The organism is Streptomyces sp. NPDC002870 (genome assembly GCF_042888505.1).
Taxonomy (GTDB): domain Bacteria; phylum Actinomycetota; class Actinomycetes; order Streptomycetales; family Streptomycetaceae; genus Streptomyces.
In genome coordinates, this window is record NZ_JBIAPW010000018.1 from 95,699 (window position 1) to 121,064 (window position 25,366).

At 68.2% G+C, this 25,366-nt stretch carries 23 protein-coding genes and 5 pseudogenes; 24 read left to right on the forward strand and 4 right to left on the reverse strand.

What is annotated here, in order from left to right; all coding sequences use genetic code 11:
* The first annotated feature begins 30 nt into the window (after positions 1–30).
* Genes ACFYWY_RS22395 through ACFYWY_RS22405 form a run of 3 tightly spaced genes read left to right on the forward strand, consistent with a single transcriptional unit; the run spans position 31 to position 3,472 of the window.
* Positions 31–2,622, forward strand: a complete 2,592-nt coding sequence (locus tag ACFYWY_RS22395) for a nitrate- and nitrite sensing domain-containing protein (protein ID WP_389189430.1) — start codon at positions 31–33, stop codon at positions 2,620–2,622.
* Positions 2,619–3,047 (forward strand): roadblock/LC7 domain-containing protein, encoded by a 429-nt coding sequence (locus ACFYWY_RS22400; protein ID WP_389189433.1) that lies wholly within the window; start codon positions 2,619–2,621, stop codon positions 3,045–3,047. The genes ACFYWY_RS22395 and ACFYWY_RS22400 overlap by 4 nt, the downstream gene beginning before the upstream one ends.
* Before the next feature lie 14 nt (positions 3,048–3,061).
* Positions 3,062–3,472 carry a DUF742 domain-containing protein gene (locus tag ACFYWY_RS22405; protein ID WP_389189553.1) on the forward strand — a complete coding sequence of 137 codons (411 nt, stop codon included), beginning with the start codon at positions 3,062–3,064 and terminating at the stop codon, positions 3,470–3,472.
* Between the two features lie 33 nt (positions 3,473–3,505).
* Here the strand turns inward: ACFYWY_RS22405 and ACFYWY_RS22410 are convergent, their stop codons facing one another.
* Positions 3,506–4,072, reverse strand: coding sequence for a GNAT family N-acetyltransferase (locus ACFYWY_RS22410; RefSeq protein ID WP_389189436.1), 567 nt, complete (start codon positions 4,070–4,072; stop codon positions 3,506–3,508).
* 320 nt (positions 4,073–4,392) lie between these two features.
* On the opposite strand from ACFYWY_RS22410, the gene ACFYWY_RS22415 reads away from it, so the two are divergent.
* From ACFYWY_RS22415 to ACFYWY_RS22425, 3 genes are all read left to right on the forward strand, one after another.
* On the forward strand, positions 4,393–4,998 hold the full coding sequence (locus ACFYWY_RS22415) for an ATP/GTP-binding protein (protein ID WP_389189439.1): 606 nt from the start codon (positions 4,393–4,395) through the stop codon (positions 4,996–4,998).
* A gap of 85 nt (positions 4,999–5,083) precedes the next feature.
* Positions 5,084–5,488: a roadblock/LC7 domain-containing protein gene (locus ACFYWY_RS22420; RefSeq protein ID WP_389189442.1), complete on the forward strand. Its 405-nt coding sequence runs from the start codon at positions 5,084–5,086 to the stop codon at positions 5,486–5,488.
* A 121-nt stretch (positions 5,489–5,609) separates the two neighbouring features.
* Entirely contained in the window at positions 5,610–5,990 is a 381-nt protein-coding gene (locus ACFYWY_RS22425; protein ID WP_389189445.1) for a DUF6397 family protein, read from the forward strand.
* Between the two features lie 56 nt (positions 5,991–6,046).
* On the opposite strand, the pseudogene ACFYWY_RS22430 reads toward ACFYWY_RS22425, so the two are convergent.
* Positions 6,047–6,631, reverse strand: a pseudogene (locus ACFYWY_RS22430) (transposase family protein); the annotation flags it as partial.
* A gap of 239 nt (positions 6,632–6,870) precedes the next feature.
* On the opposite strand from ACFYWY_RS22430, the pseudogene ACFYWY_RS22435 reads away from it, so the two are divergent.
* From ACFYWY_RS22435 to ACFYWY_RS22490, 12 genes and pseudogenes are all read left to right on the forward strand, one after another.
* Positions 6,871–7,807, forward strand: a pseudogene (locus tag ACFYWY_RS22435) (IS110 family transposase); the annotation flags it as partial.
* Positions 7,808–7,883: 76 nt separating this feature from the next.
* Positions 7,884–7,958: pseudogene (locus ACFYWY_RS22440) on the forward strand (hypothetical protein); the annotation flags it as partial.
* 100 nt (positions 7,959–8,058) lie between these two features.
* Positions 8,059–8,709, forward strand: coding sequence for a PadR family transcriptional regulator (locus ACFYWY_RS22445; protein ID WP_389189448.1), 651 nt, complete (start codon positions 8,059–8,061; stop codon positions 8,707–8,709).
* Between the two features lie 64 nt (positions 8,710–8,773).
* The gene (locus ACFYWY_RS22450) at positions 8,774–9,742 is read left to right on the forward strand and encodes an ATP-binding cassette domain-containing protein (protein WP_389189451.1); all 969 of its coding nucleotides are present in this window, start codon (positions 8,774–8,776) and stop codon (positions 9,740–9,742) included.
* Positions 9,743–9,752: 10 nt separating this feature from the next.
* A complete protein-coding gene (locus ACFYWY_RS22455; protein WP_389189453.1) occupies positions 9,753–10,505 on the forward strand; it encodes an ABC transporter permease in 753 nt (250 codons plus the stop codon).
* 213 nt (positions 10,506–10,718) lie between these two features.
* A complete protein-coding gene (locus ACFYWY_RS22460; protein WP_389189456.1) occupies positions 10,719–11,084 on the forward strand; it encodes a hypothetical protein in 366 nt (121 codons plus the stop codon).
* Positions 11,085–11,457: 373 nt separating this feature from the next.
* Positions 11,458–11,628, forward strand: a complete 171-nt coding sequence (locus tag ACFYWY_RS22465; protein WP_389189459.1) for a hypothetical protein — start codon at positions 11,458–11,460, stop codon at positions 11,626–11,628.
* A 52-nt stretch (positions 11,629–11,680) separates the two neighbouring features.
* A complete protein-coding gene (locus ACFYWY_RS22470; RefSeq protein WP_389189462.1) occupies positions 11,681–12,079 on the forward strand; it encodes a BlaI/MecI/CopY family transcriptional regulator in 399 nt (132 codons plus the stop codon).
* Positions 12,080–12,228: 149 nt separating this feature from the next.
* A complete protein-coding gene (locus tag ACFYWY_RS22475) occupies positions 12,229–13,023 on the forward strand; it encodes a hypothetical protein (protein ID WP_389189465.1) in 795 nt (264 codons plus the stop codon).
* Between the two features lie 447 nt (positions 13,024–13,470).
* Positions 13,471–13,701, forward strand: coding sequence for a hypothetical protein (locus tag ACFYWY_RS22480; RefSeq protein WP_389189468.1), 231 nt, complete (start codon positions 13,471–13,473; stop codon positions 13,699–13,701).
* Positions 13,702–13,965: 264 nt separating this feature from the next.
* Entirely contained in the window at positions 13,966–14,439 is a 474-nt protein-coding gene (locus ACFYWY_RS22485; RefSeq protein WP_389189471.1) for a hypothetical protein, read from the forward strand.
* A gap of 72 nt (positions 14,440–14,511) precedes the next feature.
* Positions 14,512–15,690: an IS30 family transposase gene (locus ACFYWY_RS22490; RefSeq protein WP_389189474.1), complete on the forward strand. Its 1,179-nt coding sequence runs from the start codon at positions 14,512–14,514 to the stop codon at positions 15,688–15,690.
* Positions 15,691–16,021: 331 nt separating this feature from the next.
* Here the strand turns inward: ACFYWY_RS22490 and ACFYWY_RS22495 are convergent, their stop codons facing one another.
* Together ACFYWY_RS22495 and ACFYWY_RS22500 are read right to left on the reverse strand one after the other, a co-directional pair.
* Complete coding sequence (locus ACFYWY_RS22495) at positions 16,022–16,360, reverse strand: MerR family transcriptional regulator (RefSeq protein WP_389189477.1); 339 nt, start codon at positions 16,358–16,360, stop codon at positions 16,022–16,024.
* 909 nt (positions 16,361–17,269) lie between these two features.
* A pseudogene (locus tag ACFYWY_RS22500) lies at positions 17,270–17,386 on the reverse strand (Ku protein); the annotation flags it as partial.
* 363 nt (positions 17,387–17,749) lie between these two features.
* Here ACFYWY_RS22500 and ACFYWY_RS22505 point away from each other — a divergent pair.
* The 6 genes and pseudogenes from ACFYWY_RS22505 to ACFYWY_RS22530 all read left to right on the forward strand — a co-directional run.
* Positions 17,750–18,121 (forward strand): annotated as a pseudogene (locus tag ACFYWY_RS22505) (hypothetical protein); the annotation flags it as partial.
* Between the two features lie 198 nt (positions 18,122–18,319).
* A complete protein-coding gene (locus ACFYWY_RS22510) occupies positions 18,320–19,564 on the forward strand; it encodes a low temperature requirement protein A (protein ID WP_389189480.1) in 1,245 nt (414 codons plus the stop codon).
* Positions 19,565–20,670: 1,106 nt separating this feature from the next.
* Positions 20,671–20,871, forward strand: coding sequence for a hypothetical protein (locus ACFYWY_RS22515; protein WP_389189483.1), 201 nt, complete (start codon positions 20,671–20,673; stop codon positions 20,869–20,871).
* Between the two features lie 618 nt (positions 20,872–21,489).
* Positions 21,490–21,762 (forward strand): hypothetical protein, encoded by a 273-nt coding sequence (locus ACFYWY_RS22520; protein WP_389189486.1) that lies wholly within the window; start codon positions 21,490–21,492, stop codon positions 21,760–21,762.
* Between the two features lie 33 nt (positions 21,763–21,795).
* The gene (locus ACFYWY_RS22525) at positions 21,796–22,701 is read left to right on the forward strand and encodes a helix-turn-helix domain-containing protein (protein WP_389189489.1); all 906 of its coding nucleotides are present in this window, start codon (positions 21,796–21,798) and stop codon (positions 22,699–22,701) included.
* Positions 22,702–23,023: 322 nt separating this feature from the next.
* On the forward strand, positions 23,024–25,273 hold the full coding sequence (locus ACFYWY_RS22530; protein WP_389189492.1) for a tetratricopeptide repeat protein: 2,250 nt from the start codon (positions 23,024–23,026) through the stop codon (positions 25,271–25,273).
* The last annotated feature ends 93 nt before the right edge of the window (positions 25,274–25,366 follow it).

Sequence of the window (25,366 nt, forward strand, 5' to 3'; positions counted from 1 at the left end):
CCCCAGCCCCGTAACCGGAACGAGGAGGCCATGCGCACACCCCGCAGGACCCCGGGCGCCGACCCGACGGAGTCGCACCCACTGCCGCCCGTGCCCGCGCCGGCAGCCCGCGGACGACGCGCGCACGCCGGGCCGCCCGCAGTCGAACACACCGGACAGGAGCCGGCGGACACATCCCCGCCCCCCGCTGTCGTACGCGGGCGGTGGCTGCCGCGCCCCAGAACCGTACGAGCGAAGATCATCTCCCTGCTGATGGTGCCGGTCGTCTCGCTGCTGGCGCTGTGGGGGTTCGCCACGGTCAGCACCGCCCAAGAGGTGTCGCGGCTGAGCCAGTTGCAGCGCGTCGACGCCCAGATCCGGGAACCCGTCGCCGCCGCCGTCGCCGCCCTGCAGGACGAACGGCGCGCGGCAGTACGTCAGGTGGCGGCTCCCTCGGACGAACGCGCCGCCGCAGTACGGCACGAGGCACGGCGCACCGACGACGCCGTGAGCAAGCTGCGCCTCGACGACCGGACGACGGTCGCCGCCGGCGGCGGCATCCCGGCCGGTGTGGCGGGGCGGCTCGACCAGTTCGTCGCCCGCGCGGAGAGACTGCGCACCCTGCGAACCGCCGTCGTCAGCGGCAAGGCCCAATGGATCCCCACGTACGAGCAATACACCGCCACCGTCACCGCCGCGTTCGGAGTCTCCAGCGCACTCTCCGGCATCCAGGACGCCGGACCGGGCTCCGATGCCCGCGTACTGCTGGAGTTCGCCCGGGCCGGCGAGATGCTCGCCCAGGAGGACGCGCTCCTCACTTCGGCCCAGCTCAGCAACTCCATGGCGGAAGAACGCCTGCGGCTGTTCACCGGAGCCGTCTCGACCCGCAGAAGCCTCACCGAATCGACCGTCACCGACCTGCGCGGACCCGAGAGCTCCGCCTGGCAAGTCCTCGCCAGGCAGAGCTCCTACCAGCAGTTGCAGACGGCCGAGGACAAGGTGCTCACCGCCCCCGCAGGCCGCAGGGCGGCACAGATCGTCCCGGCCACGGCGTGGGACAAGGCCCGTGCCACCGTCGCGGACGGCATACGCGCCATCGAGACGGACGCCCGCGCCCGCGCCGCGGACAGGGCGGACCCCGTCACGGGCGGCATCCTCACCCCGGCAGGAGCGGCCGTGATCCTCGGACTCGCCGCTGTCACCGCCTCGTTGATCATCTCCGTACGCATCGGCCGCGTCCTCGTCGTCGAACTGATCAGCCTGCGCAACGGCGCACTCAAGATCGCCCGGCACAGGCTGCCGCACGCCATGCGCCGACTGCGTACCGGCGAAGAGATCGACATCCAGGCCGAAGCCCCGCCGGGTCCGCCCGCCGAGGACGAGATCGGCCAGGTCGGCGAGGCGCTCGGCATCGTCCACCGGGCCGCGTTGAAGGCCGCGATCGAACGCGCCGAGCTCGCCGGCAGCATCTCCGGCGTCTTCGTCAACCTCGCCCGCCGCAGCCAGGTCCTGGTCCACCGCCAGCTCACCCTCCTCGACACCATGGAGCGGCGCGCAGACGACCCGAACGAACTCGGCGACCTGTTCCGGCTCGACCACCTCACCACCCGTATGCGGCGGCACGCCGAGAGCCTGATCATCCTGTCCGGCGCCGCCCCCGGTCGCGCCTGGCGCAAGCCCGTCCCGCTGACCAGCGTCGTACGGGCCGCCGTCTCGGAAATCGAGGACTACGCGCGCGTGGAGGTACGGCAGTTCCCCGAGACCGCCGTCGTCGGCGCCGCTGTCGCCGACGTCACCCATCTGCTGGCCGAACTGGTGGAGAACGCCGCCCAGTTCTCCCCGCCCCACACCAAGGTGCGGGTCAGCGGCGAACCCGTCGGCAATGGCTACGTCCTGGAGATCGAGGACCGCGGCCTCGGCATGGGCAAGGACACCCTCGCAGAAGCCAACCGCCGCCTGGAGGAGTCCGAAGCCCTCGATCTGTTCGACAGTGACCGGCTCGGCCTGTTCGTCGTCAGCCGCCTCTCCCTCCGCCGCGACATCAAGGTCCATCTGCGCACCTCGCCGTACGGCGGCACAACCGCGGTGGTGCTGCTGCCGACCTCACTCCTGCAGAGCGCCCTGACCGCCCCGGCGGGCTCCCGGGGCGCTCCGGACCCCGGTCATGAGGCACCGCCCGCGCCGCCGGAACCGGAGCCGCGCAGGACCGGCCCACCCGTCGCCGCCCCGGCTCATCGACCGGTGCTCGCGGCGCAGGCCGAGATTCCAACACCGCCCGGAGTCACCGCCCTGCGTCTGCGCGGCGCCCCGTCGCCGCAGACCGAGAACGGCGAACTCCCGCGCCGGATCAGGCAGGCTCACCTCGTCCCGCAGCTGCGCGAAGAGCCCGCTGCCCAGGAGCCGGAGGACGGCACAACAGCCGCGGAGGAATCCCCGGAGCGCACTCCCGAACAGGTACGGGACCGAATGACGGCGTACCGCAATGGCTGGACGAGGGGCGGTGGCGAGGCTCCGGGCACGGCTGCGCGTGGCATGGAAGCACCTCGCACCTCCGTGCCTCGAACGTCCGGGCCTCGCACGCCCGCGCCTCGAACCGCCGCCCCTGGCACCGCCGCTCCCGGCAGCGAAGGAGACAGACCATGACCGAGTACGAGTCAGCCACAGCCCACCACACCAACACCTTGGGCGACCTCGACTGGCTGCTGGACGACCTCGTCCTGCGCGCCGGCGAAGTCCGCCACGCGATCGTGCTGTCCAACGACGGCCTGCCGGTGGGTGCTTCGACCGCGCTGACCCGCGAGGACGCCGAGCATCTGGCAGCCGTCGCCTCCGGATTCCACAGCCTCGCAAAGGGAGCGGGACGCCACTTCCACGCCGGGGGCGTACGCCAGACGATGGTGGAGATGGACGACGGCTTCCTCTTCGTGGCGGCCGCGGGCGACGGGTCCGCTCTCGCCGTACTCACCTCCGTCGTCGCCGACATCGGGCTGATCGCCTATGAGATGGCTCGTCTCGTCAAACGTGTCGGCGAGCATTTGCGCACTCCGCCGCGCATCATCGCCACGTGACCAACATGACCGACATGACCGATGCATCAGGTAGGGCCGACATCGTCGGCAGCCAGTGGTACGACGCCGAGGCCGGCCCGCTCGTCCGCCCGTACGCGATGACCGGCGGGCGGACCAAGCCGGGCCCCAGCAACGTACGGTTCGACCTGATCGCACTCGTCGACATCGCCGCCGATACACCCGGCGCCGCCGAGGAGTCACTCCTCGGCCCCGAACACCGCGCACTGCTCACGCTGTGCCGCTGCGAGACTCAGTCCGTCGCGGAACTCGCCGCCGACGCCGATCTGCCGGTCGGCGTCGTACGGGTCCTTCTCGGCGATCTCCTCGAAGCGGGCTACGTCCGGGTCAGCCGTCCCGTACCGCCCGCTCAGCTGCCCGACGAGAAGATCCTCCGGGAGGTGATCGATGGCCTGAGGGCTCTCTAGCGCGCAAGCGCACACCACATCGTGCCGCGCCCCTCAGGCCGTTGCACGGAGCTCCCAGTCGGACCTGGTCAGGGCGTACTCGACATCGCCCGACTCGGAGCCCTCGATGGGCTCCGGCCACTCTTCGAAGAAGGTCCGGACATAGCTCAGGCCCACTTTCTCCATCACATGCCGCGAACGGGCGTTGACCGTCATCGTGTTCGCGGTCACCCGCTGCACACCGAGCTCCGTGAACCCCTTGCGGATCAGGGCAATCGAGCCTTCTGTCGCATAACCGTGCCCCCAGGCTGCTCTGCCCAGCCGGTAGCCGAGTTCGACCACGGCGGCACTGTGGTCGTCCAGTGGCCGGAATTCGAACCAGCCCAGAAACTCGCCGGTGGTCCGCTCCTCGGCCGCCCAGTAGGCGCGGTTGTCGATGCACGGATAGTGACGGAGGAACCGCGGCAGAGACTCGGCTTCGACCGCCTCGCGGGTGGTCGGCCGGCCTCCGTTGATGAAACGCATGACCTCGGGATCGTTGTCGAGGTCGAACAGATGGTCCACGTCGGCCTCGCTGAAAGGGCGAAGCGTCAGACGGTCGGTCGCAAGGAAGAAGGGCATGACCCGATCCTCGGCACACCTGGCGGCGGCCGCCAGCGAATATCCCTCGGGCCTCGCCGGTCGAGCTCCTCCGGAGCATGGATTGACCGCAGGAATGTCCGCAGAAGGGCCGCGCAAGGGCCGCGCAAGGACTGTGAGAAGGGCCGCTGAAAGGGCTGCAGAAATGGGCATTGAATGGGCTCGGAACAGTCACAACGCTCTAAAAGTGATCCCTTCCCTCCGGGGAGGGCCGCCCTTGCCATGCTGTCTGCGTACTCGAAGTACTGGCCGTACTGCCATGCGCCAGCCATGAGAAATTGTTGATCCGAGAGAAGTGACCGATGGCCTCCGAGAGTTCTCACAGCACCGGTGGGGAGTCCACCGCCCTTGCGCTGAAAATACTGGTCGCCGGCGGCTTCGGCGTCGGCAAGACCACCCTGGTCGGAGCGGTGAGTGAAATACGGCCCCTTCGCACCGAGGAACACCTCAGCCAGGTGGGCCGTACGGTCGACGACACCGGGGGTGTCGATCAGAAGACCACGACGACCGTCGCCATGGACTTCGGGCGCATCACGATCCGCTCCGGCCTGTCCCTCTATCTCTTCGGCACCCCGGGACAGGATCGCTTCTGGTTCCTGTGGGACGAACTTTCGCAGGGCGCCCTGGGGGCCGTCGTCCTCGCCGACACACGGCGTCTCGTGGACTGCTTTCCCGCCGTCGACTACTTCGAACACCGCCGCATCCCGTTCGTCGTCGCGGTCAACTGCTTTGCCGGAGCCCGCACTTACGGTGCGCACGAAGTCTCACGCGCCCTCGATCTCGATCGCGGGACACCTGTGGTGTTGTGCGACGCGCGTGACCGCGACTCCGGGAAAGAAGTGCTCGTACGGCTGGTCGAATATGCCAGCCGGATGCACACCGCCCGGCTTCTCGATTCGGTCGGCTAAGTGCACCTTGCCGTGTCGTCCCTTGTACGAAAGGCTTACGGGCGAAGCGCGACCACGGGGAACGCATGAGCGGGGAGGACCAACCATGGCGTTGGACAAGGGACTCGACTGGCTACTGGACGACCTGACGAAGAGGATCGAGTACATACGTCACGCATTGGTGCTGTCCAACGACGGTCTGGTGACCGGGGCGAGCACGGGACTGGCCCGGGAGGACGCGGAACATCTCGCCGCGGTCTCCTCCGGTCTGCACTCCCTGGCGCGTGGGTCCGGACGTCATTTCCGTGCGGGCAAGGCGCGGCAGACCATGGTCGAGTTCGACGAAGCGCTGCTCTTCGTGACGGCGGCCGGCGAGGGAAGCTGCCTCTGCGTACTCAGCGCGGCCGAGGCGGACGTCGGTCAGGTGGCGTACGAGATGACCCTGATGGTGAACCGGGTCGGTGAGCATCTGGGTGTCGAAGCCAGGCAGCCGGACGGAACTGCCCACTGACCTGGGGGAATTCGGCTGAGCATGTTCCGGTCCGTGGAGTTGTCCACAGGCCGGGCGGGATGTGCCTCAGTCGGGCTACGGTCGTCACCGAGAGTATTCACACCTCACGGGGGAGACCGTCATGACGGTGAAGGAAGCACTGCACTCACTGGACGCACCACAGGCACAGGGCAGTTCGGCATCGGGCAGCCAGGCGGTGGGCAGCAGCAGTCTCACACTGGGCCGGGCCGCTCAGGAACTGAACCTGAAGCGGGGCGAGCTGGATCTCGCCGTCCAGCTGGGGCACATCCGCACCACTCCCGGTGCGAGCGGCGGCCCGCCGCGGATCGACCGGCAAGAGGTCGACCGGCTGCGCGGGGCGGAAGGGTTCCCGGACGCCCTGCGGGAACGGGTGAGGACCGTGGGCACGATCGAGGGCGCGCGGCTCATCTCGATCAGCCCGGCGCGGTTCACCCGGCTCGCCCGCACCGGACATTGCATCCCGATCCGGTTCTACCTCTGATCTTGGCCAGTGCTCCGCCGTTTTAGGCGGGGGTGAAGGCCATCTCAGGACTGCTCTGACAGTGAGGTGCCAGGGCGTCGCCGGACGGGGACGGCGAAGGTTCCGCCGGCGCCGAGGTAGCCCAGGTCGGCCAGGACGGGGATGCCGAGCCGGATGCAGGTGTTGACGACCCGGTGGATACGGGCGGCGGTCAGGTCGTGGATGCGGCCGGGCAGGACTCTCGAGATCCACACCAGCTGGCCGTGCGGGTCGGTGATGATCTGCAGGGTCACGCCGTGACGGCGGTGCTTTCCCGAGTAGTCTGCGCGGCTGTCGCCGACCCGGTCGCATTCCGCGAGGGTTCCGTCCACCAGCACGTACTCCGCCCCGGCTTTGCGAAGGGCGGCGGTGAGGCCGGGTGTCTGGCGGGCGATGAGGGCCACGACGGAGCGGACGTAGGCATGGGCGGTGCCGACGCTGATGCCGAACTCGGCCGCGATCTGGGCGAGCGTGGAATGCTGGCGCAGGTATACCAGCGTGACCAAGGCACGCTGCGAGGGCCGGAGCTTGCACCGGCGCTCACCCTCCCGGGTGACGATCAGCATCGTCACCCACTCAACGAGCGCGTGCGGCAGGTCCAATGCGGCAGGATACGTAACCAACGAGGCTCCCCGGCAGAAGAGTTGAGACGTCAGACATCTCGCTCAACCGCCGAGGAGCCTTGTCCGTTCTGCACCGACGCCCGACCTCCAGGCCATACCCGATCGGTGGCCGGTCTGAAAAGGCTCCCGACGTTGTTCTGCGGGATGCGGTGAGCCCTTCGTATGGTTGACCCGCCCAGGCGCCGGGTGTGGTTCAAAAGGCTCTGCCGGTAGTTCGAACAGTTCAGGCTCGTCGTTGGCGACGCGTCTCGAGCTACCGCGGCGAGGGCAAGACCGATGCCAAGGACGCCGCCGTCATCGCCGACCAGGTCCGCATCCGCCGTGACCTGCACCCCTTACAGACCGGCGACGAGACGGTCACCGACCTCAAGATCCTCACCGGCCGCCGCATGGACCTGGTCGCCGACCGCACCCGAACCGTCAACCGGCTCCGCGCCCAACTCACCGGCATCTTCCCCGGCCTGGAGCGAGTGCTAGACCTCACCAACACAGGTCCCCTCACCCTGCTGACCGGCTACCAGACCCCGGCCGCCCTTCGCCGGATCGGTGCCAAACGGCTGGAAACCTGGCTACGCAACCGCAGGATCCTCCGCGCTGACCGGCTCGCTGTGACCGCCATCGAAGCGGCCAGGCGCCAGCACACCAGCCTGCCCGGGGGAGAGGCTGACCGCTCAGCTGGTGCAAACGCTGGCGCGGGAGGTGATGGCCCTCAACCAGCAGGTCGCTGAGGTCGACAAGCTCATCGAGGCCCAGTTTCGCGAGCATCGCGACTTCGAAGTGATCACCAGCATGCCGGGCCTGGGCATCATCCTCGGCGCCGAGTTCCTGGCCGCCACCGGCGGAGACATGACCGTCTTCGGCACTGCTGACCGCCTCGCCGGCTTCGGTGGCGTCGCACCGGTCCCACGCGACTCCGGCAAGATCAGCGGCAACCTCCGGCGCCCTCAGCGATACAACCGCAGACTCCAACGGGTCTTCTACATCTCCGCGTTGTTCAGCATCCGCAAGTGCGAGGAGTCGCGCCGGTTTTACGACCGCAAGCGCGCCGAGGGAAAGCGCCACACCCAAGCCGTCCTGGCCCTGGCCCTGGCCCGTCGCCGCGTCAACGTCCTCTGGGCCCTCCTACGCGACGGACGGGCCTACGAGGTCGTGCCTCCCACCGCTCCCGCGGCTTGACAAACCGCATTAGGAATCACTGCCCCGGTTCCCGCGACGCAGGGCGAAGGACCGCACCACCAACTACCAGCGGGCCGTGGAGCAGGTCGCCAAGCTGCACGGCAAGGTGCGCCGCCGGCGCCTGGACCACGCGCATAAAACCGCCCTCGGTCTGGTCCGCGCACACGACTTCATCGCGCACGAAGACCTCAAGATCCGTAACATGAGCAAGGCCCCCCGCCCCCAAGCCAGACCCCGGCCAGGGGTGTGTGATGGCGAAGCGCAGGAGGCCGATTTCCAATCTGCTGGGGCTGGCGGTGCTCGGCTTGTTGATCGAACAGCCCATGCATCCGTACGAGATGGCCGTGACGCTGCGGGAGCGCAACAAGGATGCGAGCTTCAAGATCAGGACAGGCTCGCTGTACGACGTCGTCGAGGCGCTCAACCGGGCGGGCTGGATCGCTGCTCAGACCACCGAACGTGCGGGTCGCCGACCGGAACGCACGGTGTACACGCAGACCGAACTGGGGCGCCAGGAGTTCGTGCTGTGGCTGGAGGAACTGGTGCGCATTCCGGTGAAGGAGTATCCGAGTTTCCTGGCTGCCGTCAGCTATCTCGGCGCACTGGGACCCGAACGCGCCACGCAGGCACTCGAGCAGCGGATCGCCTTGCTCGAAGAGCAGATCGGACAGATCCGCCAGGCGCAGGCCGAGGTGCTGGTCAAGCAAGTGCCCCGTTTGTTCGTCATCGAAGCGGACTACGCAGCGGCGATGGCCGAAGCCGAACGCGAATGGTGCCGCCGCATCGTGGACGAGATGCACGACGGCACTCTGTCCTGGCCCTCACCGCCCCAGGACGCGCCCCAAGCCGGCGACGACGACACCGCGCGCGAGGTTGGCGCCCCGACGCCTCCCGCATCATGACGCCGCCCCATGTCGCTGCCGCGCCCCGCGCCTACTCCCATCCGACATCCACCAAGGACGGTTTATGACCATGATTCAGGCCAGGGGACTGGCCAAGACATTCACCACCAAGCAAGGACCCGTACACGCGGTGGCGGGCGTCGACTTCGACGTAGCCGCCGGGGAGATCGTCGGCTTCCTGGGACCCAACGGAGCGGGGAAGACAACCACGATGCGGATGCTGACGACGCTGCTGAAGCCTAGCGACGGCACCGCCCACATCGCCGGATGCGACCTGTTGCGGGAAGCCCGGAAAGTGCGCACCAACATCGGGTACGTCTCCCAGGCCGGCGGCGCCAAGCCCACCTCTGCGGTACGCGACGACATCACGCTGCAGGGCCGCCTGTACGGCATGGGTAAATCCGAAGCCCGTGCCCGCACAAACGCCGTGCTGGAACAACTGGAAATAGCCGATCTGGCCGACCGTAAGGCCATCACCCTCTCCGGAGGGCAACGCCGCAGGGTCGACATGGCGCTGGGCCTGGTGCACCGGCCGCAGGTGCTGTTCCTGGACGAACCCACCGCCAACCTCGACCCCCACAGCCGGGGCGTCGTCTGGAACCACATCCGCCGGCTGCGCGACGAGCACGGCACCACGGTGTTCATCAGCACCCATTACCTGGATGAAGCCGACAGCCTGTGCGATCGCGTGCTCATCATCGACCGCGGCCGCATCATCGCCGAGGACAGCCCCGAACGGCTCAAGGCATCCATCGCGCACGACACGATCCAGATCGACGTGACCGGCACACCGGACGGCGCCGCTCAAGTCCTGTCCCACTGCCCGGGCGTACACGAGGTGACAGCCGACGCCCTCACCCTCTCGGTCAAGTGCCGCCAGGCCGACCAGATGCTCACCACACTCCTGCGCGAACTGGACACCGCGCAGATACCCGTCGAGACCGTGCGCGTCCTCAAGCCGACCCTCGACGACGTCTTCATGACCATCACCGACCGAAGCCGGCCCCGCGACGCCGATCGCGCCCACGTCTGAAGGAGAACCCTTGCACACCCTCCGGGACGCGTTGATCGTCTTCCGTGACGAGGCATCCGCCGCACTGCACAACAGGATCGGCATCGCCATCGGGCTGATCCAACCCTGCGTCTACCTCCTCCTGTTCGGCCCCCTACTCGTCAAGGCCCTGCCCGACGGACAGTCCAACGCCTGGCAGTTCTACATCCCTGGCCTGCTCGTCCAGCTGGGACTCTTCGCCACCGGCTACGCCGGCTTCAACCTCATCCCCGACATGCGCTCCGGCTACCTGGAACGCCTGCGAGTCACCCCGGCCAGCCGGCTCGCCCTCCTGCTCGGCCGCGTCATGCGCGACCTCCTCATCCTGCTCATCCAGCTCGTCGCCATCGTGCTGCTCGGCCTGCTGTTCGGACTGCGTGCTCCACTGCCCGGCGTGCTGGCCGCCATCGCGCTGATGCTGATCCTCGGCATCAGCCTGGCCTCCCTGTCCTACACGCTCGCGATCAAGCTCCCCACCGAGTACCTCTTCGCACCCGTACTCAACGGGGTGGCGCTGCCGCTGATGCTGCTGTCCGGCATCCTCCTTCCGCTGACCTTCGCACCGGGCTGGCTGCACGCCATCACCAACGCCAACCCACTGCGGTACGCGGTCGACGCGATGCGGGACATGTTCGACGGCCACTACACATCGCAGCCGGTCCTGCTGGGAGTGGCAGTAGTCATCGCCTTTGCCGTGGTGTCCTTGGGATGCAGCACCCGCATCTTCGGCAGGCACAACAGCTGAAGCCCACCGGAGCAACTGCGGGCTCATAAGGCCGCACGTTGGCGGAACAACGGACGCGTGGGAGCGGTTCGACCGCGTGCCACGCAGGCCGGTGCCACTCGCCGGCTGACAGTCCCGCCCGGCCCGCTCGGCACGACGAACGGGCGGTCCGCCAGCGGACCGCCCCACCTCTGCGCCCCCGGCCCTTGAACTGCCCTGTTCAAGCCGAGTTCGATGAGCGCCTTCCGCGTTCGTCGGCAAACGCCAGTTGGAATCGGCGACGGCGGGCTGTCACGGGATGCTGACGGCATCCGCGAGGAACCTGGCGCCGTCGAACCGTTCGGCGTACCGCCGGCAATGGAGTTCTGGAAGACGCGCTCGGAGTCGTCGATGACGCCTGATATTTCATCGTCCCTAGCGGCCGTCCTGACCGCAGTGTCGAAGTCAGCGCCGCGCAGAGACTTCGACACGGGACGCCAGTTTGAGAAGGACTTCGTCCGTGAAGCCGTCGACGGCCTCTTCAGGCTGATTCGCGTACAGGACCTGGTGGTACTCGACGAACTTGCCCTCTTCCAGCGCGGCATCGCCCAGTGGGAGTGAGTTGTGAGCGTTGTCCCTGCTCCGTGATGCAGCTCTGATCTGCTGTGATGCTGCTGTCAAACGGGTGGGGTGCGCAGGTCGGTTGAACGCTGCGCAGTTTCACCGGTTCACTCCAGCTGAAGCCGGTGCACTGGCTGCTGGAACAGGTCACCAACGAGGCGCTTGCCGCGCTGAAGCCAACCCCGTCCCCTAGAGCGCCGTTGTGCAGGGCGGAGACAGGCCGCCGTAGGCAGCGGGGGCACCCTAGTTCTGCCCACAAGCGAGGACGGCGCGGCCGCGCGCAGCACAGGTGATCGTGGCCGCCCACACGCATACGCGCGTCGTCGCAGGTGAGTAGGCTCCGGCACCAACACTCGTATCAGGCGGAGCCGTCGTGCCCGAGTCGGAGAACACCAGCCTCAGGATTCAATACGCCGAACAGGTCGCCGCTGACCTGGAGAAGAACGAGGGAGAGCAGCAGCGCATCGCGGCAGAGATCGAAGCACTGCAGACACAGCTGGCCACACTTCAGCAGGACCCTGGCCACACTTCAGCAGGACCATGAACTGCTGCAGGGGATGCGCTCGACCCTGGGTACCGGAGCGGCCCCGGCCCCTGTGATCCCTTCACCGCGGCGAACCCAAAAAGCGGGGAACACGACCGCTGGGAAGGCGACGCCGACCAGGAAGAAGTCTGCTCCGAAGACAGCCGGCAAGAAGGTTGCGGGGAAGACCGCGGCGACCATCGGGGAGGAAGGGCCTGCCCTGACCGACCTCGTCCACGGTCACCTCAGCCGGCAGACCGAGCCGCGCACAGCCGCAGAGGTCGCGAAGGCTCTCACCAAGGCCCACCCGGACCGCAAGATCAGCGACAACGCCGTGCGCACCTCCACCGAGCGGCTGGTGGCCCGCGGCAAGGTCGAACGCGCCAAGCAGGGAGCCACCGTGTACTACACGGCCATCACACCCGAGGCCTCGAACGCGGAGTCTGTGGAACCTGAGAAGGCAACGGCCTGACTGACGGGGCTCGTTGAAATTGGCTCAGTCCCGATCGTGGGAAGGAGAACTGAGCGGCGTCGGCGCGCGGGCGGCTACCGTGTGGCCTTGGGCATCCGAGCCCCTGCTGGACATTGACTGCTCTCCGTCAGGCGCACACGATGGCCTGCATGCGTTTCCTGCGGCGCGTGCGCCAGGATCTCACCCAGGGCGAGAACCTGGAGATCTACTCGACGGCACTGCTCTCCGTGACCTTGGCAGTACTCGGATCTCTCGATATAGCCAGCGGCAAGGTGCTGGCCGCCGCCACGCTCGCAACGCTGGCCCTGCTCGCAGGCGGGCTGCTCGGCAGCCGCAGGCAGGTATCAGAGCTGGCAGCGCAGGTGCGCTCCCGTATCGCAGGAGAAGTCTCGGCGGAAGCCTTCCTGGCCCATGACAAGCCTGATCTCATCGAACAGGTACGTGGCGCGCAGGACATCAGAGTCGTCGGGGTCACGCTGTCGCGGACCTTGCGGAACCTGGTTGACGAGTTGCAGCGCCGCGCTGCCGCCGGAGCGACTATCAAGGTAGCGCTGATCGACGCGACCACCTCTGCCCCCGCAGAGGCAGCTCGTCGCAGCACCATCTCCGACAGGCCGACCGTATTCGAGAATCGGCTGCGCCCGTCCATCGACCTCCTTCGAGAGCTGATGGAGACCCCGGGGACAGACGGAAGGATCGCCGTACGCTTTCTGCCGTTTGTCCCCGCCTTTGGTCTCGTGCTGCTGGACCCGCAGCGGCCCAGCGGATGCATCCACGTCGACCTCTACTCCCACAGCTCCGCTTCTGGAGACGCCGTGTTCACTGTGCTGCCAGACCGCGACGGCCACTGGTACCAACACTTTCAGACCGAATTCGACCGCATCTGGGCATTCGGACGGCCTGCCGACGTCTCGGACGGCTTCCCGCCAGCTCCGCGCGTGTGAACGTCCGGTAGGAGGATCCTCGTCTGCCCGAGTCACAACGTTGTTGAGCTCTTGTAGGGGAGGCACAGTGGGGCTGGGAACGGTGGTCGTTAGTCGATGGAGATGCCGGCGAGGCGTACGGGGAGCGTCTTCACGGGGCCGTCGTCCTGTGTGCCGTCTTGGTCAGGCAGTGTGCGGCCCGGGGGAGCGGGGCCTGAACATGTCGGCCACTTGCTGTTCGGCGGCGGTTGCTGAATGCCGTTGAATCCACAGGCAGAAGCTGATGACGCTCGTGCTGACGATGATGCTGACAGCTGTCACTGAGATGTAAAACCATGCGCGCTCGTGGCCCCAGGCTCCGGGGGACAGAGTCTGGGAGGCCTGCACCATGGCCAGCCCCACGCTCCCCAGGTATGCGACAAGAGCCATGGAGAGCATGCCGAAGACGTGACGGTTGATCGCTCGGGTATGGACAGGCTCGACGCCTTCGTGTGGTGGCGTCTTATCCGCATGCTGCGGGCACGTCACCGCTGGAGTTGGGGCGACGTCCGCCGCCGATTGACCACCCCCAACGGGCGGTGGCTTCCGATCGCGGCTGACGGGGTCGAGCTGTTCCGCATCGCATCGGTCACGGTCAGCCGTTACCGATACCGGGCCAGCACGATCTCCAACCCATGGCAGCCTGCGAACCCCGTCTGACGGCAGAAACCGTGGAGAGCCCGTTGCGTTGAGAGACGCACGGCGGGTTCGGCGAGAGGCCCGGAGAAACGGACCGGGAGCAATCCCGGCACCGCGCTCCGGGCCTACTCAGCGGAGCGGTTGCTCTCCGTCGCAGCATTGCCTCGGACAGGGGCTCAGTCGGTGAGATTACCGGCTTCGGACGGTCCACCTGGTGCGCCGTGGTCGACGAGGCGCAGGAGCTTTGGGCTGGCATGTCGGAAGCGGCCAGTAGCCTCAGGCGCCATGGGCATTCAGATCAATGTAGTGGTGGGTTACCCGATCAACGATGAGGTGGAGAGGGTGCTCGGGTTGGCCGAGGCGGTCGGCGAGCCCGTCACTGTCACGTTCATGTGGGAGGGGCGTGAAGAGGCGGAACGCGCGGTGCTAGTGCCCGCGACCACGCTGGCGCTCTGGGAGCATTGGGCCCCCACCGCCTACCCGACGAGTGGCGCTGGGGAAGAGAACCGGGCTGTGGCGGAGGAGCCGGAACTGGCTCACCCAGCGGAATTCGGCGCGTTCACGCTCTTTCGTCGTCGCGTAGGAGGGCGCACGGCGGTTGCTCGCAAAGGCGTGGTGGTCGCCGAGCTACTGGACCCCGACGAGGCGCAGTGGCTCCAGGAGAAGGCCCGCAATGTCCGCCAAGGCTTCATGGATCCGAAGCAGAAGGCGGCGTTCGAGGAGTTCCTTGCCCGGCAGGCATCCCTCGATGAGCAGTGACGCGCCGACTCATGCGTCGTGGCTTGGCACCCTCAAGTGATCAACGCACCACCCACGGATGATCATGTGGTCGTGGAGGCACAGGTGCGTGACTACGGGTTTTCGCTGGCTCAGCAGGATGAGATCTGGAGACGCTGGCGCGAAGGACAGTCGTTCAGCTTGATGGGGCGGGCACTCGGGGCACCGATGCACCATGTCCGCCGGTTCCTGTACCAGGGTGGCGGTGTCCGCCTGGCACCGCAGCAAAGGTCAGAGCGGCATCTGACCGGCAGCGAGCGCGAGGAGATATCCCGCGGCATCGCCGCCGGTGAGTCTGCCCGGCAGTTGGCCCGGCGGCTGGGCAGATCGGCGTCGACCGTCACCCGCGAAATTGCCCGCAATGGCGGCAGGCACCGCTACCGCGCAGCATCCGCCGATGCAGCCGCCTACGAGCGGGGGTGTCGGCCGAAGCAGGCCAAGCTCGCCCAACGGCCCGCTCTGCGCGCGTTGGTGGAGGCAAAGCTCGCCCTCTGCTGGTCGCCCGAGCAGATCGCGGGCTGGCTGCGACGCCAGTTCCCCGGCGACGACTCCATGCAGATCTCTCATGAAGCGATCTATCTCTCGCTCTACGATCCGCGCCGCCGCCAGGCGATCGACCGCAGCCTCACCCAGCAGCTACGGACCGCGAGGCCCATGCGCCACCCGAAGGTCGCCCGCCGGCCCACCGGGCGCGGCGTCATCCGCGGCATGGTGTCCATCAGTGCCCGCCCCGCCGAGGTCGAGGACCGCAAGGTCCCCGGCCACTGGGAAGGCGACCTCGTGATGGGAACACGCCCTTCGGCGGTCGCCACCCTCGTCGAGCGCACCAGCCGCTACACCGCCATCGTCGCGTTGCCAGACGGCATCAAGGCCGCGCAAGTCGCCCCGCACCTCACCCGCAGTCTCTTGAGTATCCCGCCCCAGCTGCGGCGGACACTTACCTGGGACCGAGGCCGCGAGATGGCCGAACACCAGGCCATCACCACCGAGACCGGTATGCCGATCTATCTCTGCAAACCAGGCAGCCCGTGGCAGCGCGGCACCAACGAGAACACCAACCGGCTGCTGAGGCAGTACCTCCCCAAGGGCGCAGACCTCCGCACGTTCAGCCAGGCCGACCTGGACACGATCGCCCACGAGCTCAACCACCGTCCGCGCAAAACCCACGGCTACCGCACCCCGGCAGAGGTCTACGCTGACCTCCTGAACAGCGGTGATGCGCTGACCTCTTGAGCCCGCCATCGGTTTCTGGACGCTGCCGAGAAGCTCGCGTACCTGCCATCCGCGTCCGTGTAAGGCCTCGGGGACCAACGGGGCAGCGGATGGCGCTAGAACTTGGTGGTTGTGAGTGTGGTTATGCGAGAACTGACCTGGGCAAGCCGCCATATCGCTGACCAGGACCGACGGCTCTCACAAGCGACCATTTTGAGAGTGACTCTCCGTGCGTTGGTCACTCTCGGCCCCGGGACCGTAGAAGACGAAGTTGCCCGGAACGCTTTGCGTCCCGGGCAGTACGTGGGCGGCAGCCGCGAAGCTCCTGGGGGAGTTGCAGGTCTCCGCCGTCTCAGGCCGCGGCCGTTGGGTTCGCTGATTCGGTGGTGCGGCGGTGTTCGGCGTTGATGCGCTGGGCTTCTTCGAGCTGGTCTTCGAGGATGACGATACGGCAGGCGGCCTCGATGGGGGTGCCCTGGTCGACGAGTTCCCGGGCACGGGCCGCGATGCGCAGCTGGTAGCGGGAGTAGCGGCGGTGTCCGCCCTCGGAGCGGAGCGGGGTGATGAGGCGGGCTTCGCCGATGGCGCGGAGGAAGCCTTGGGTGGTGCCGAGCATCGCGGCGGCCCGGCCCATGGTGTAGGCGGGGTAGTCGTCGTCGTCGAGACGGCTGTACGAGTCGTCTGCTGTCATTGCACCTCTCTGTGGAACGCGTGGAGGGGCCCTGGTGCCGTACTGGCACCAGGGCCCCGAAGGAACTGCTACACCACCTGCCGGCCCTGGTACTGCGCCGGCCTTCTGTGTCCGCAGACCCGACCGAGATGCTGTCGGGGGTGCGGGGATCGCGGTTGCTTGACCGGAGACCACCTCACTATCGATGTCCTGCGGTACCCGGGCTCATGACTTCCGCCCGGGCGATCCTGGGATGGCGCTTGGCTCCTCCGTTCTTCCCTCGGTGATCAACTGCTTACCAAGCGGGGGACTGCGTACTGCTGGTACTGCTCTACTGCGTACTGCTGGTGATGCGAACTGCTCAGTGGCCTGCGACAGCGCCACTCTTCGGCAGCCAGCCCCGTCGCCCATCCTGCGTCTGCTCTGGCTTAGAACCCCACTGCCGAACCTCCCGGTGCGCGCGTCCGCAGCCGACGCCTTCACCGAGGTGCTGCTCACTGACTTCACTGCTGGGTACTGCGAACTGCACTTGCGGGTACTGCCACTGCATTAACTGCGGTCCTGCTCACGGCGGCCCCTGATCACTGCGGGCCACCCGGTCCGGTCGTCAGTTCCGTCGCCGTCCTGCAACAACCCTGGCTTCGGAACTCCACCACCGCACCGTCCTGCGAACTGCAACTGCGGGTACTGCTGCCCGGCAGTTCGTATCTGCCAGGCCCTGCGGTCTCTCTGGGCTACGACGGAAACCATAACCACGCCACCGCCCAATGTCTACTCCGGCCAATATAGATTTTCGCGTGTTCGACGGTGAGGTAATCGACCTCGACAGCGATGGAGGGCGGGAGCGAGGCCGATCACCTGTGCTAGACGACCAAGATCAAGTGCTTGCGCCAATGGCTGAGCCGCCGTCTGCGCTGGTCATCCCCGGTCACGCTCGGCGCGCGCCGCTCGTACGCTCGACTCCAGGGCGGCCATCAGATCCACCGCCGGCAACGCCGCCGCTGGCGCCTCGGCCAGCTCGCCGCCGCTGGCCTTTGCCGCGATCAGCTATCCAGCTGTCGTGCCGACTGGCCGGTCACCCGTTCTGGACCGAGGCGGACCAATCGCCAACTCTCCAACGCCCCACAGATGGCAGCGGCCGCGGACGCCGCACGCGAGGCCATGGCCAAGGCGCTCGAAGTCTCCAGCTACGTCTGCGCCGGGATGCTGGTCCTCGCGCTCGCGGCCACACTGTTCATCGCACCCAGAACCGCCAGCGCCAGCGCACAACATGAGCCCGCGCGGCAGGAACCGAGCCCCCACTGATCCCCCGCGCGAAGCTCCCGTAGACAAACACCTACATCAGGAAACACCTCTCGGGCGGCCATCGCAGGACAGCATCCGGATGACGCCGCAGGCGCGGATGGCTACCGCGCGGCCCGCCCGGACGGCACCCCGGTCAACGTGATCCTGGACGTCTCCGCGCATAAGAACTGGCAGATCCGCCGCCGGGCGGCGATGAACAAGGTCGAGCTGTGCTTCACGCCGGCCAACGCCTCGTGGGCGAACCCGACCGAGGCTACTGCGGCAGTTCACCCTCGCCAACTCGAATCACCCCAACCACGCCGTCCAGACACGGGAGTTGCACCGCTACCTGCGCTGGCGCAGCCAGAACGCCCGACACTCCGACGTCTGGCCGCCCAGCGCCGCGAACGAGCCCGCTGCTCGTTGTCGGTCAACTTCCCACGCCGCGCCAAGCTGAGCCAGAACCCGAGTAGCGACGTCGTTTCGACACGGGATTAGGGTCGCACGCTCGCGCGAATAGTTGATGTTCACGAGAACGGATACTTCCGCGTAGAGTGCGAAGCCGAACCGACCGTCTTCACCTTCCACGACGGTACATACGGACAGCTCAAGCTCTGATCACGTAGCGCCGGAAAGGGGCGAGAGGTTGAGGAACAAGCTGAGTGTCGCCCTCCACCGCCTCACGCAGAATGAAGCATGAGCGACCGAGCCCAGCTGTTCAGACCGTGGCTGCAGGCAATGACGGCGCGCGATCCTGCCGAGCCGCATCGGGGAGCGACCCCGCTTGAGCTGCTCTTCGACCTGTGCTTCGTCGTCGCCGTCGCGCAGGTCGCGGCGCAGCTCCATCATGCCGTGAGCGAGAACCATGCCGCGACCGGAGTCCTCAGCTATCTCGCCGTGTTCTTCGCCATCTGGTGGGCTTGGATGGGCTTCACTTGGTTCGCGTCGGCGTACGACGTCGACGACGTGCCGTACCGGCTGTCGACCTTCGTGCAGATCGCCGGGGTCCTCGTCCTTGCCTCCGGTGTACCGCGGGCTTTCACCCAACATGACTTCGTCCTTCCGGTCGTCGGCTACACCGTCATGCGCCTGAGCCTGCTGTCGCAGTGGCTTCGGGCCGCCCGGGCCCACCCGGAAGGCCGGGCGACGGCCATGCGCTACGTGGTCGGTATCGTCGTGATCCAGAGCGCTTGGATCGGCTGGCTGTTCATGCCGGTCGGCTCACGGATGCCGCTCTTCGCGCTGCTGGCGCTGTTCGACCTCGCCGTCCCGATCTGGGCCGAGAGCGCCGCGCGGACGGCCTGGCATCCGCATCACATCGCCGAGCGGTACGGGCTGTTCACGCTGATCGTCCTGGGCGAGTCGGTGCTGGCGGCCACCACGGCCGTGCAGCACGCCGTCGGCGCTGGCGAGGCGACCGGAGATCTCTACACCGTGGCGGCGGGCGGTCTGCTGATCGTGCTGTCACTGTGGTGGCTGTACTTCGCCAAGCCCGCCGAACGCTTCCTGAACTCCAGCCGGGCCGCCTTCGTCTGGGGTTACGGCCACTACCTGCTCTTCGGCTCGGCAGCCGCGATCGGCGCGGGACTAGCGGTCAACGTCGACCACGCCACGCACCACACACAGATCTCGGGCGCCGCCGCGGGCGCGTCGGTCACGATTCCGGTGGCGGTCTTCCTGCTCGTCGTTTACCTGCTGCACATTCGCCCCCAGCACGCCTTCGCCCTGCACGCGCTGCTGGTGCCGGGCACCGCGGTGGTGGTCCTCGCCCTCACCTTCACCAGCGTTCCGGTACTTGCCACCAGTCTGGCGGTGGCCGCGCTGGTCGTGGCCTCCGTGGCGATTGCCGAGCGCCGAGAGCCTCGGCGCCCGCCAGCACCGGCCCGGAGGGCGGGTGGTCTACTTCGCGGCCGGGCACGGGGAGTGGGGGATAGGCGGTGAGGGCGTCCAGTTCGACCGGCCCGATGTCCGCGTAGGCGTCCGCCGTGCTCTCTTCCACGTTCAGCGGCGCGCCCTGGAAGGGGATGAGCGGCCCTTTGCGGGCGGCTGGCGGGACGGTGCGGGTGCGGCGGCGGCGTTCCTGCACGGCGAGCGCGATCGCGATCTGGTGGGCCTTGCGATCATTGCTGTCGGCGGCGATCTGGGCGGTGATGTCTTCCCACAGGTACTGCGTCCAGGGGTTGGTGAGCAGATGGCGGTGGATGAAGTCCGCCTGGATCCAGCTGCCTTCGCCGCGGTGGTCGTACAGCCAGGCGACCTCGGGACGGTAGGGGTCGTAACGGGCCTCCCACCGCCCGTTCCGGGCCGCCAGACCCGACGGCTGCCCCGCCAGGTACCGCCAGGTACCGCAGTCGGCCATCCCGGTTCTGGTAGGTGCGGTTTTCGAGGTCGAAGCCCTGATCGGTGACGGTGACCCAGGCCGGCACGAGGAGATGACGGCTGTCCTCCGGGGCGAGCGGCCGGGGCCGGTACCCGGACGTGGCGACCAGCGCCGCATACATCTCGTTCGGTGACAGGACCTGCCCCGGAAGGAACGGGCTGCGCAGCCCGTGTGGGGCAGCTGCTGATAGTCCAGCGCCACCCACTCGTCGGCCCTCTCCTGCAGCTGGTTGATCCTCCACAGCGGCTGCCGCTCGATCCCGCGTCCGCGCACCTCGTAGCGGCGGCCGGTCCAGCCCGCCACAAGTCACCGCGCTGGAAGAGGCCGGGCGCCACAACCTCGTGCAGGGCGGCGATGACCCGCGGGTCGTGGGAAGGCGGGCGGCAGGGGAGTAGGGAACGTTCATCTGGTGCGACATGCGGGTGACGATCTCCACTCCGCCACCTGATACATGACCTGGGAGCCGACCTTGCCGCCGACCTCCTGGCCCCCTACTGCGCCGTTCCGCCGACCGCCGCTATCGCCCCATTCTCTTGGCCGGAGCAGGGCGACAGCACAGCCAGCCGCTCCCGCCATTGCGGGCCGGGTTTGTGAGTCGACGTCGCCTCCCGCTCCATCCCCGCTCAGCTGGTCGTTCCCGTGGTCACGGGGGACGGTAGGCCCGGCCGTGGCCTCCACCGTCCTGGTCGTCACCGCGCTGGAAGACGCCGCGGTGAACGAGCGTGAGGTGCCCGTCGTCCGCGTCGACCCCGCCGACATCGGGCCCGCCCTGACCTTCGCGGCCCGCATCGAGGCGGGGACGCCCACGTGGGGCGGGCAAACGGCCGTGCCCGTGAGGCTCGTTGGAGATGGCTTCGGCGACGGCTGAGCAGCAGGTCAGTACGACGGCATCGTGGGGGAGCCCCACCTGGGGGCGGATCGAATAGCACCGGCGTGGACGACATCGACGGCGAGCTTCGTCCCGGCGCCGCACATGCGAAGAGCCGGAACCCTGGGGGTTTCGGCTCTTCGACAGCGGGGGCGTGAGCCAACACGCCCGCACAAGAGACCCGTGGTTAGCTGTGGTTGGAGCCAGTAGCAGTCAGGGCCGCGCCCGCAAAAGCGGGCTCTGGCCGGATGGTCGCAGCACACGCACGGCAACAGCAAGCGAAGTGTGCCAAGAATGAGTGAATATGCGAAAGGCACTCCCTGGAAGGGGGCGTTCCATTTGCACCGTTCGGCTTTGTGCCTGTTCACGCCGTTCCCGGTCATCACGCAAACGCTCAGCTATGGCCAACGGATCGGCATGGTTGCCAAGTTCGCCCCTCACGAACCGGCGTGACAGATACGAATTAAGTACCGGTAGACGGCGTGAGAGCTCTCCGATCACTGGCACGATTCTGTCCACCGCAGCACGGCGGAGCCAACCGCCCGCGGCATCTGGTTGGAGCCAGTTTCGTACCTATCCGGCTGCACGACGCGCCGGTTAAGAGTTCAGGGAGAACCCATGTCAGTCCAGCGGTCTGTCGCCACCTGCGCCGCCTGCGCCGCCGGCGCACGGCCTCGTCTCGGCTTCGGCGAGAGCGCCGTCATCATCGTGATCATCGTGATGGCAGTCGTCATGGCCCTCCGCGGCACCCCGCTGCCCGAGCTGGCGGCCGTACTTGCCAGCGCCGGCCTTCTCGCCGTAGTCGTCCTCCGGCTCGTACCGGCGGGTGCGCCGCGCAGCACCGCGCTCCGCAGCGCCGGGCGGGCGCTGCTGTCCCCCGGTCAGGCGTGACTCAGAACCATGTCGCATCGACGGGGGCGTCCGATGACGCCGATCGACGACACCGACCACGGCATAGGCAAGCTCGCCCACGAGCTGCGCCGTGGTCGAAACCGGCGCGGCCTGTCCCGCGAGGCGCTCGCGGAAAGGATCGGCCGAGTCACGACGATTCAGCGGGCAGAAGCCGGCCAGGCAAGGCCGTCGTGGCCGTTGACCCGGGACATGGCTGCAGCTTGTGGCACGGACATGGACGCCATTGAGATCATCTGGAAAGAGGCAGGCCGCTCGGGGCGTGGCACCCGACTGACAGTGGCCCCACGCCTGAGCCTCGTGCGCACGCCTGCTGATCTGGCGGCTGCCCTGAGGCGGGTCTGGGAGGAAAACGGCGAACCCTCGCTCCGGCAGATGGAGGAGAGGGCCGAGCCCCGGGCCAAGGAATTCGCTCCGCTCTCCCGGATGTCCGCCTGGCGCATTCGGGAACGGAAGCAGCCGACGTCCTCCGTGCTGCAGATGTATGCCTACCTGATCGCCTGCGAAGTTCCCACGGAGACCTTCCGCTCCTGGGCTGAGGCGTGGCGTCGGGCCCGGCGACAGGAAACGGCGGCACCCAGGCGCACTCCGGCGCCGGGGGTGGCGCAATCCCGCCGCAAGGTCACCCCGAGGGAGGCGGTGACCGCGATGCTGAAGGCCGATCTCGTCCCGCTTGACCCATTCCCAGGGCAGCACGTCCCGTGGGCAGCCGAATGCCGCAAGTGCAAGCAGCTCAGCCGCTTCAAGCTGTCCGGAGTCAAATCCGGAGCCACCTGCCCCGTCTGCCTTCACAACCAGGCCCTGGAACAGCACGCCCACCTCGTCAGAGCAGCCCGGCTGACCGCAGGGTGCCAGCGCAGTCCCCTCCCGCCCCAGAACGGCGCCGTGGTGCGGACGGCCCGCGCCCACCGTGCCGACTGACGAGTCGCTCCCCGCTCCGTCAGTCAGAGTCGAAGAACCCACGCGGAACCGGGTCCAGTTCCTGCGTAGCCCCGCACAGTTGCACAGTCGGGTGCCGGCTGCTCCGCGGCGTCCAGTGCATCTTGGGATACCGGCACAGACCCGGTCACCAGCCGCAAACGGTGGTGACCGGGTCTGTGCAGGCGTGGGGTGTGGTGAGGATCCTTCGCCCCGCTATGGGTGGCCCCGAGGGGCGTACCCGGCATGCATCCGGTGAAGAAATAGACGGCGAAGACTGCTCACTTGGTTCGGGTCGGCTGGACAATACGGGCGGGGGTGCGTTATGACGTTGTGGAGCCGTGCCTGGACAGCGCCGCGTCTGGTGGCGGCCGCGGTCGCCGCTGCCGTGGCGGTCGCGGTGCCCGCGGTGCTCGCTGCGGTTGGGGTTCGGCTGTGGTGGCTGCTGGGCTCTGGCGTCGTGGTGGCCGCGGTCGGTGGGGTGTTCGCGCCGGCCTTCGCGGACAGCTACCGGCGGGCGCGGGAGCGGGGCGAGGAAAGTGGTCTCGCGCTGGCCAGGGACTCCGTGTTGCGCAAGGTCCGGGAGATCACGAACCCGGCGGAGCTGGGCGTGCACACCGCGCGGCACGCGGATCCCCAGGGCGCCGCGGCCGGTCCCGCGGATGCGCCTGGCGGCAGTGACCGCGTCCCGCCCTATGTGCCGCGGGACATCCACGACCGGCTGGTCGAGCTGCTGGCCGCCAGCGGTTTCGTCCTGCTGGTCGGGGAGTCGACGGCCGGAAAGACCCGGGCCGCGTACGAGGCGATGCGGGCCGCGCTCGCCGATCACACCCTCATCGCCCCGGGCGGCAGGTCGGTGCTGCCCGACGCCATCGAGCGGGCCGCTCAGCTGCCCCGCTGCGTGCTGTGGCTGGACAACGCCGAGCGCTTTCTCGGCTCCGACGGTCTGACCTTGACCAATGTCGCCCGGCTGATCGGCGGGGAGGGCCACCATCGGGTCGTGCTCGCCACGATCCGCTCGGCCGAGATGGCCCGCTACACCGACAGTGCGCACCCCGAGGCCGCGGACGCGGCGGAAGCCCGGCAGGTACTGGAGCAGGCCACCCAGCTGCGGCTCAGGCGCCCTCTGACGTCCGCGGAGCGCGAGCGGGCCCAGACCCGCGCGTGGGACCAGCGGATCGCCGATGCGCTCGACCATGCCGATGAGTACGGTCTCGCCGAATACCTGGCCGCGGGTCCCGAGCTGCTCAACGACTGGGAGAACGCCTGGGAAGCCGGCCACCCACGCGCGGCGGCCCTGATCGCGGCCGCGGTCGACTGCCGCCGCGCCGGGCTGACCCGGCCCCTGCCGCGCACCCTGCTGGAGTCCCTGCACGAGGGCTATCTGGCGCGTCACGGCGGCGAGGGGCTCGAACTCGAGCCCCTCGAGGAAGCCTGGGCCTGGGCAACCCGTCCGCGCCGCGCCACGACCGCGCTCATCAGGCCGAGCACCATCCCGGACGGCGAACCGCGGGCCGTGGAGGTCTTCGACTATCTGGTCGACGCCACGCAGCAAGACATGACGCCGGACAGTCGTGTTCCCGAGCAGACCCTCGCCAGTGCGCTCACCGTAGGCGACGCCACCGAGGCCGGCCAGATCGGCACCATCGCCTACGGCTACGGCCTTTACGAGCTCGCCACGCAGTCATTTGAGCGCGCACGCGAGATGCACATCGCCGACCTGGGCCCCGAGCACCCCGAAACGCTGACCGACCGCAGCAACCGCGTAGTCATGCTCGGCGAACTCGGCCGCTTCGAAGAGGCCGAAGCCGAGGCTCGCGCCGTCCTGGAGTTGCGCACCCGGACGCTGGGACCCGAGCACCCCGACTCCCTGCACAGCCGCGCGATCCTGGCCGGTGCGCTGTACGGCCGCGGCGACTACGCACAGGCCGAGGCCGAGGCGCGCGCCACGCTGGAGACACTCCCCCGGGTCCTGGGCCCAGACGACGTCCGTGTCTTGACCACCCGCAGCCTCCTGGCGGCCACGCTGCGCGAGCAGGGCCGGTTCGAGGAGTCGCAGGCCACATACACCGACGTGCTCCAGGCCCGCACCCGGGTTCAAGGGGCCGACCACCCGGACACCCTGGGCAGCCGATACGGACTCGGCGCGACCCTCCAATTCCTGGGCCGGTACGAAGAGGCCGAAGCCGAACTGCGTGTCGCACTCGAGGGCTTGGCCCGTGCCCTGGGTCCCGACCACCTCAGAACCACCGTCGCCCGCAATCTGCTCGCCAGCGAGCTCGGAGGCCTCGGCAGACTCCAAGAGGCGCAGACCGAGATGCGCGCCGCACTCGACGTCCAGACACGGCTCATGGGTCCTGAACACCCCAGTGTCCTGCACAGCCATAACAACCTCGCCGTTCTGCTGCGCAGGCTCGAGCGGTACGAGGAGGCCGAAGCCGAGGCCCGCACCGCCCTGGAAGGCCGCACCCGCATCCTCGGCCCGGACCACCCCGAGACCGCCAGCAGCCGCGAAATCCTCGCCAGCGTCCTCCGCCACCAAGGCTGCCACGACGAGGCCGACCACGTCGGCTGACGTCCGACCAGCCCGCTGCTGAGCGGCACGGCCCGGCGTCGCGCTCCTCGTGCCCACCGTTGACTCTGCAAGGGATACTCCAGAAGGTCAGCA

What these genes read in the sequence shown, in the direction of transcription:
- ACFYWY_RS22395 (WP_389189430.1), top strand. Translation starts at nt 31, where the DNA reads ATGCGCACACCCCGCAGGACCCCGGGCGCCGACCCGACGGAGTCGCAC.
- ACFYWY_RS22400 (WP_389189433.1), top strand. Translation starts at nt 2,619, where the DNA reads ATGACCGAGTACGAGTCAGCCACAGCCCACCACACCAACACCTTGGGC.
- ACFYWY_RS22405 (WP_389189553.1), top strand. Translation starts at nt 3,062, where the DNA reads ATGACCGATGCATCAGGTAGGGCCGACATCGTCGGCAGCCAGTGGTAC.
- ACFYWY_RS22410 (WP_389189436.1), bottom strand. Translation starts at nt 4,072, where the DNA reads ATGCCCTTCTTCCTTGCGACCGACCGTCTGACGCTTCGCCCTTTCAGC.
- ACFYWY_RS22415 (WP_389189439.1), top strand. Translation starts at nt 4,393, where the DNA reads ATGGCCTCCGAGAGTTCTCACAGCACCGGTGGGGAGTCCACCGCCCTT.
- ACFYWY_RS22420 (WP_389189442.1), top strand. Translation starts at nt 5,084, where the DNA reads ATGGCGTTGGACAAGGGACTCGACTGGCTACTGGACGACCTGACGAAG.
- ACFYWY_RS22425 (WP_389189445.1), top strand. Translation starts at nt 5,610, where the DNA reads ATGACGGTGAAGGAAGCACTGCACTCACTGGACGCACCACAGGCACAG.
- ACFYWY_RS22445 (WP_389189448.1), top strand. Translation starts at nt 8,059, where the DNA reads ATGGCGAAGCGCAGGAGGCCGATTTCCAATCTGCTGGGGCTGGCGGTG.
- ACFYWY_RS22450 (WP_389189451.1), top strand. Translation starts at nt 8,774, where the DNA reads ATGACCATGATTCAGGCCAGGGGACTGGCCAAGACATTCACCACCAAG.
- ACFYWY_RS22460 (WP_389189456.1), top strand. Translation starts at nt 10,719, where the DNA reads ATGAGCGCCTTCCGCGTTCGTCGGCAAACGCCAGTTGGAATCGGCGAC.
- ACFYWY_RS22475 (WP_389189465.1), top strand. Translation starts at nt 12,229, where the DNA reads ATGCGTTTCCTGCGGCGCGTGCGCCAGGATCTCACCCAGGGCGAGAAC.
- ACFYWY_RS22480 (WP_389189468.1), top strand. Translation starts at nt 13,471, where the DNA reads ATGGACAGGCTCGACGCCTTCGTGTGGTGGCGTCTTATCCGCATGCTG.
- ACFYWY_RS22485 (WP_389189471.1), top strand. Translation starts at nt 13,966, where the DNA reads ATGGGCATTCAGATCAATGTAGTGGTGGGTTACCCGATCAACGATGAG.
- ACFYWY_RS22495 (WP_389189477.1), bottom strand. Translation starts at nt 16,360, where the DNA reads ATGACAGCAGACGACTCGTACAGCCGTCTCGACGACGACGACTACCCC.
- ACFYWY_RS22510 (WP_389189480.1), top strand. Translation starts at nt 18,320, where the DNA reads ATGAGCGACCGAGCCCAGCTGTTCAGACCGTGGCTGCAGGCAATGACG.
- ACFYWY_RS22520 (WP_389189486.1), top strand. Translation starts at nt 21,490, where the DNA reads ATGTCAGTCCAGCGGTCTGTCGCCACCTGCGCCGCCTGCGCCGCCGGC.
- ACFYWY_RS22525 (WP_389189489.1), top strand. Translation starts at nt 21,796, where the DNA reads ATGACGCCGATCGACGACACCGACCACGGCATAGGCAAGCTCGCCCAC.
- ACFYWY_RS22530 (WP_389189492.1), top strand. Translation starts at nt 23,024, where the DNA reads ATGACGTTGTGGAGCCGTGCCTGGACAGCGCCGCGTCTGGTGGCGGCC.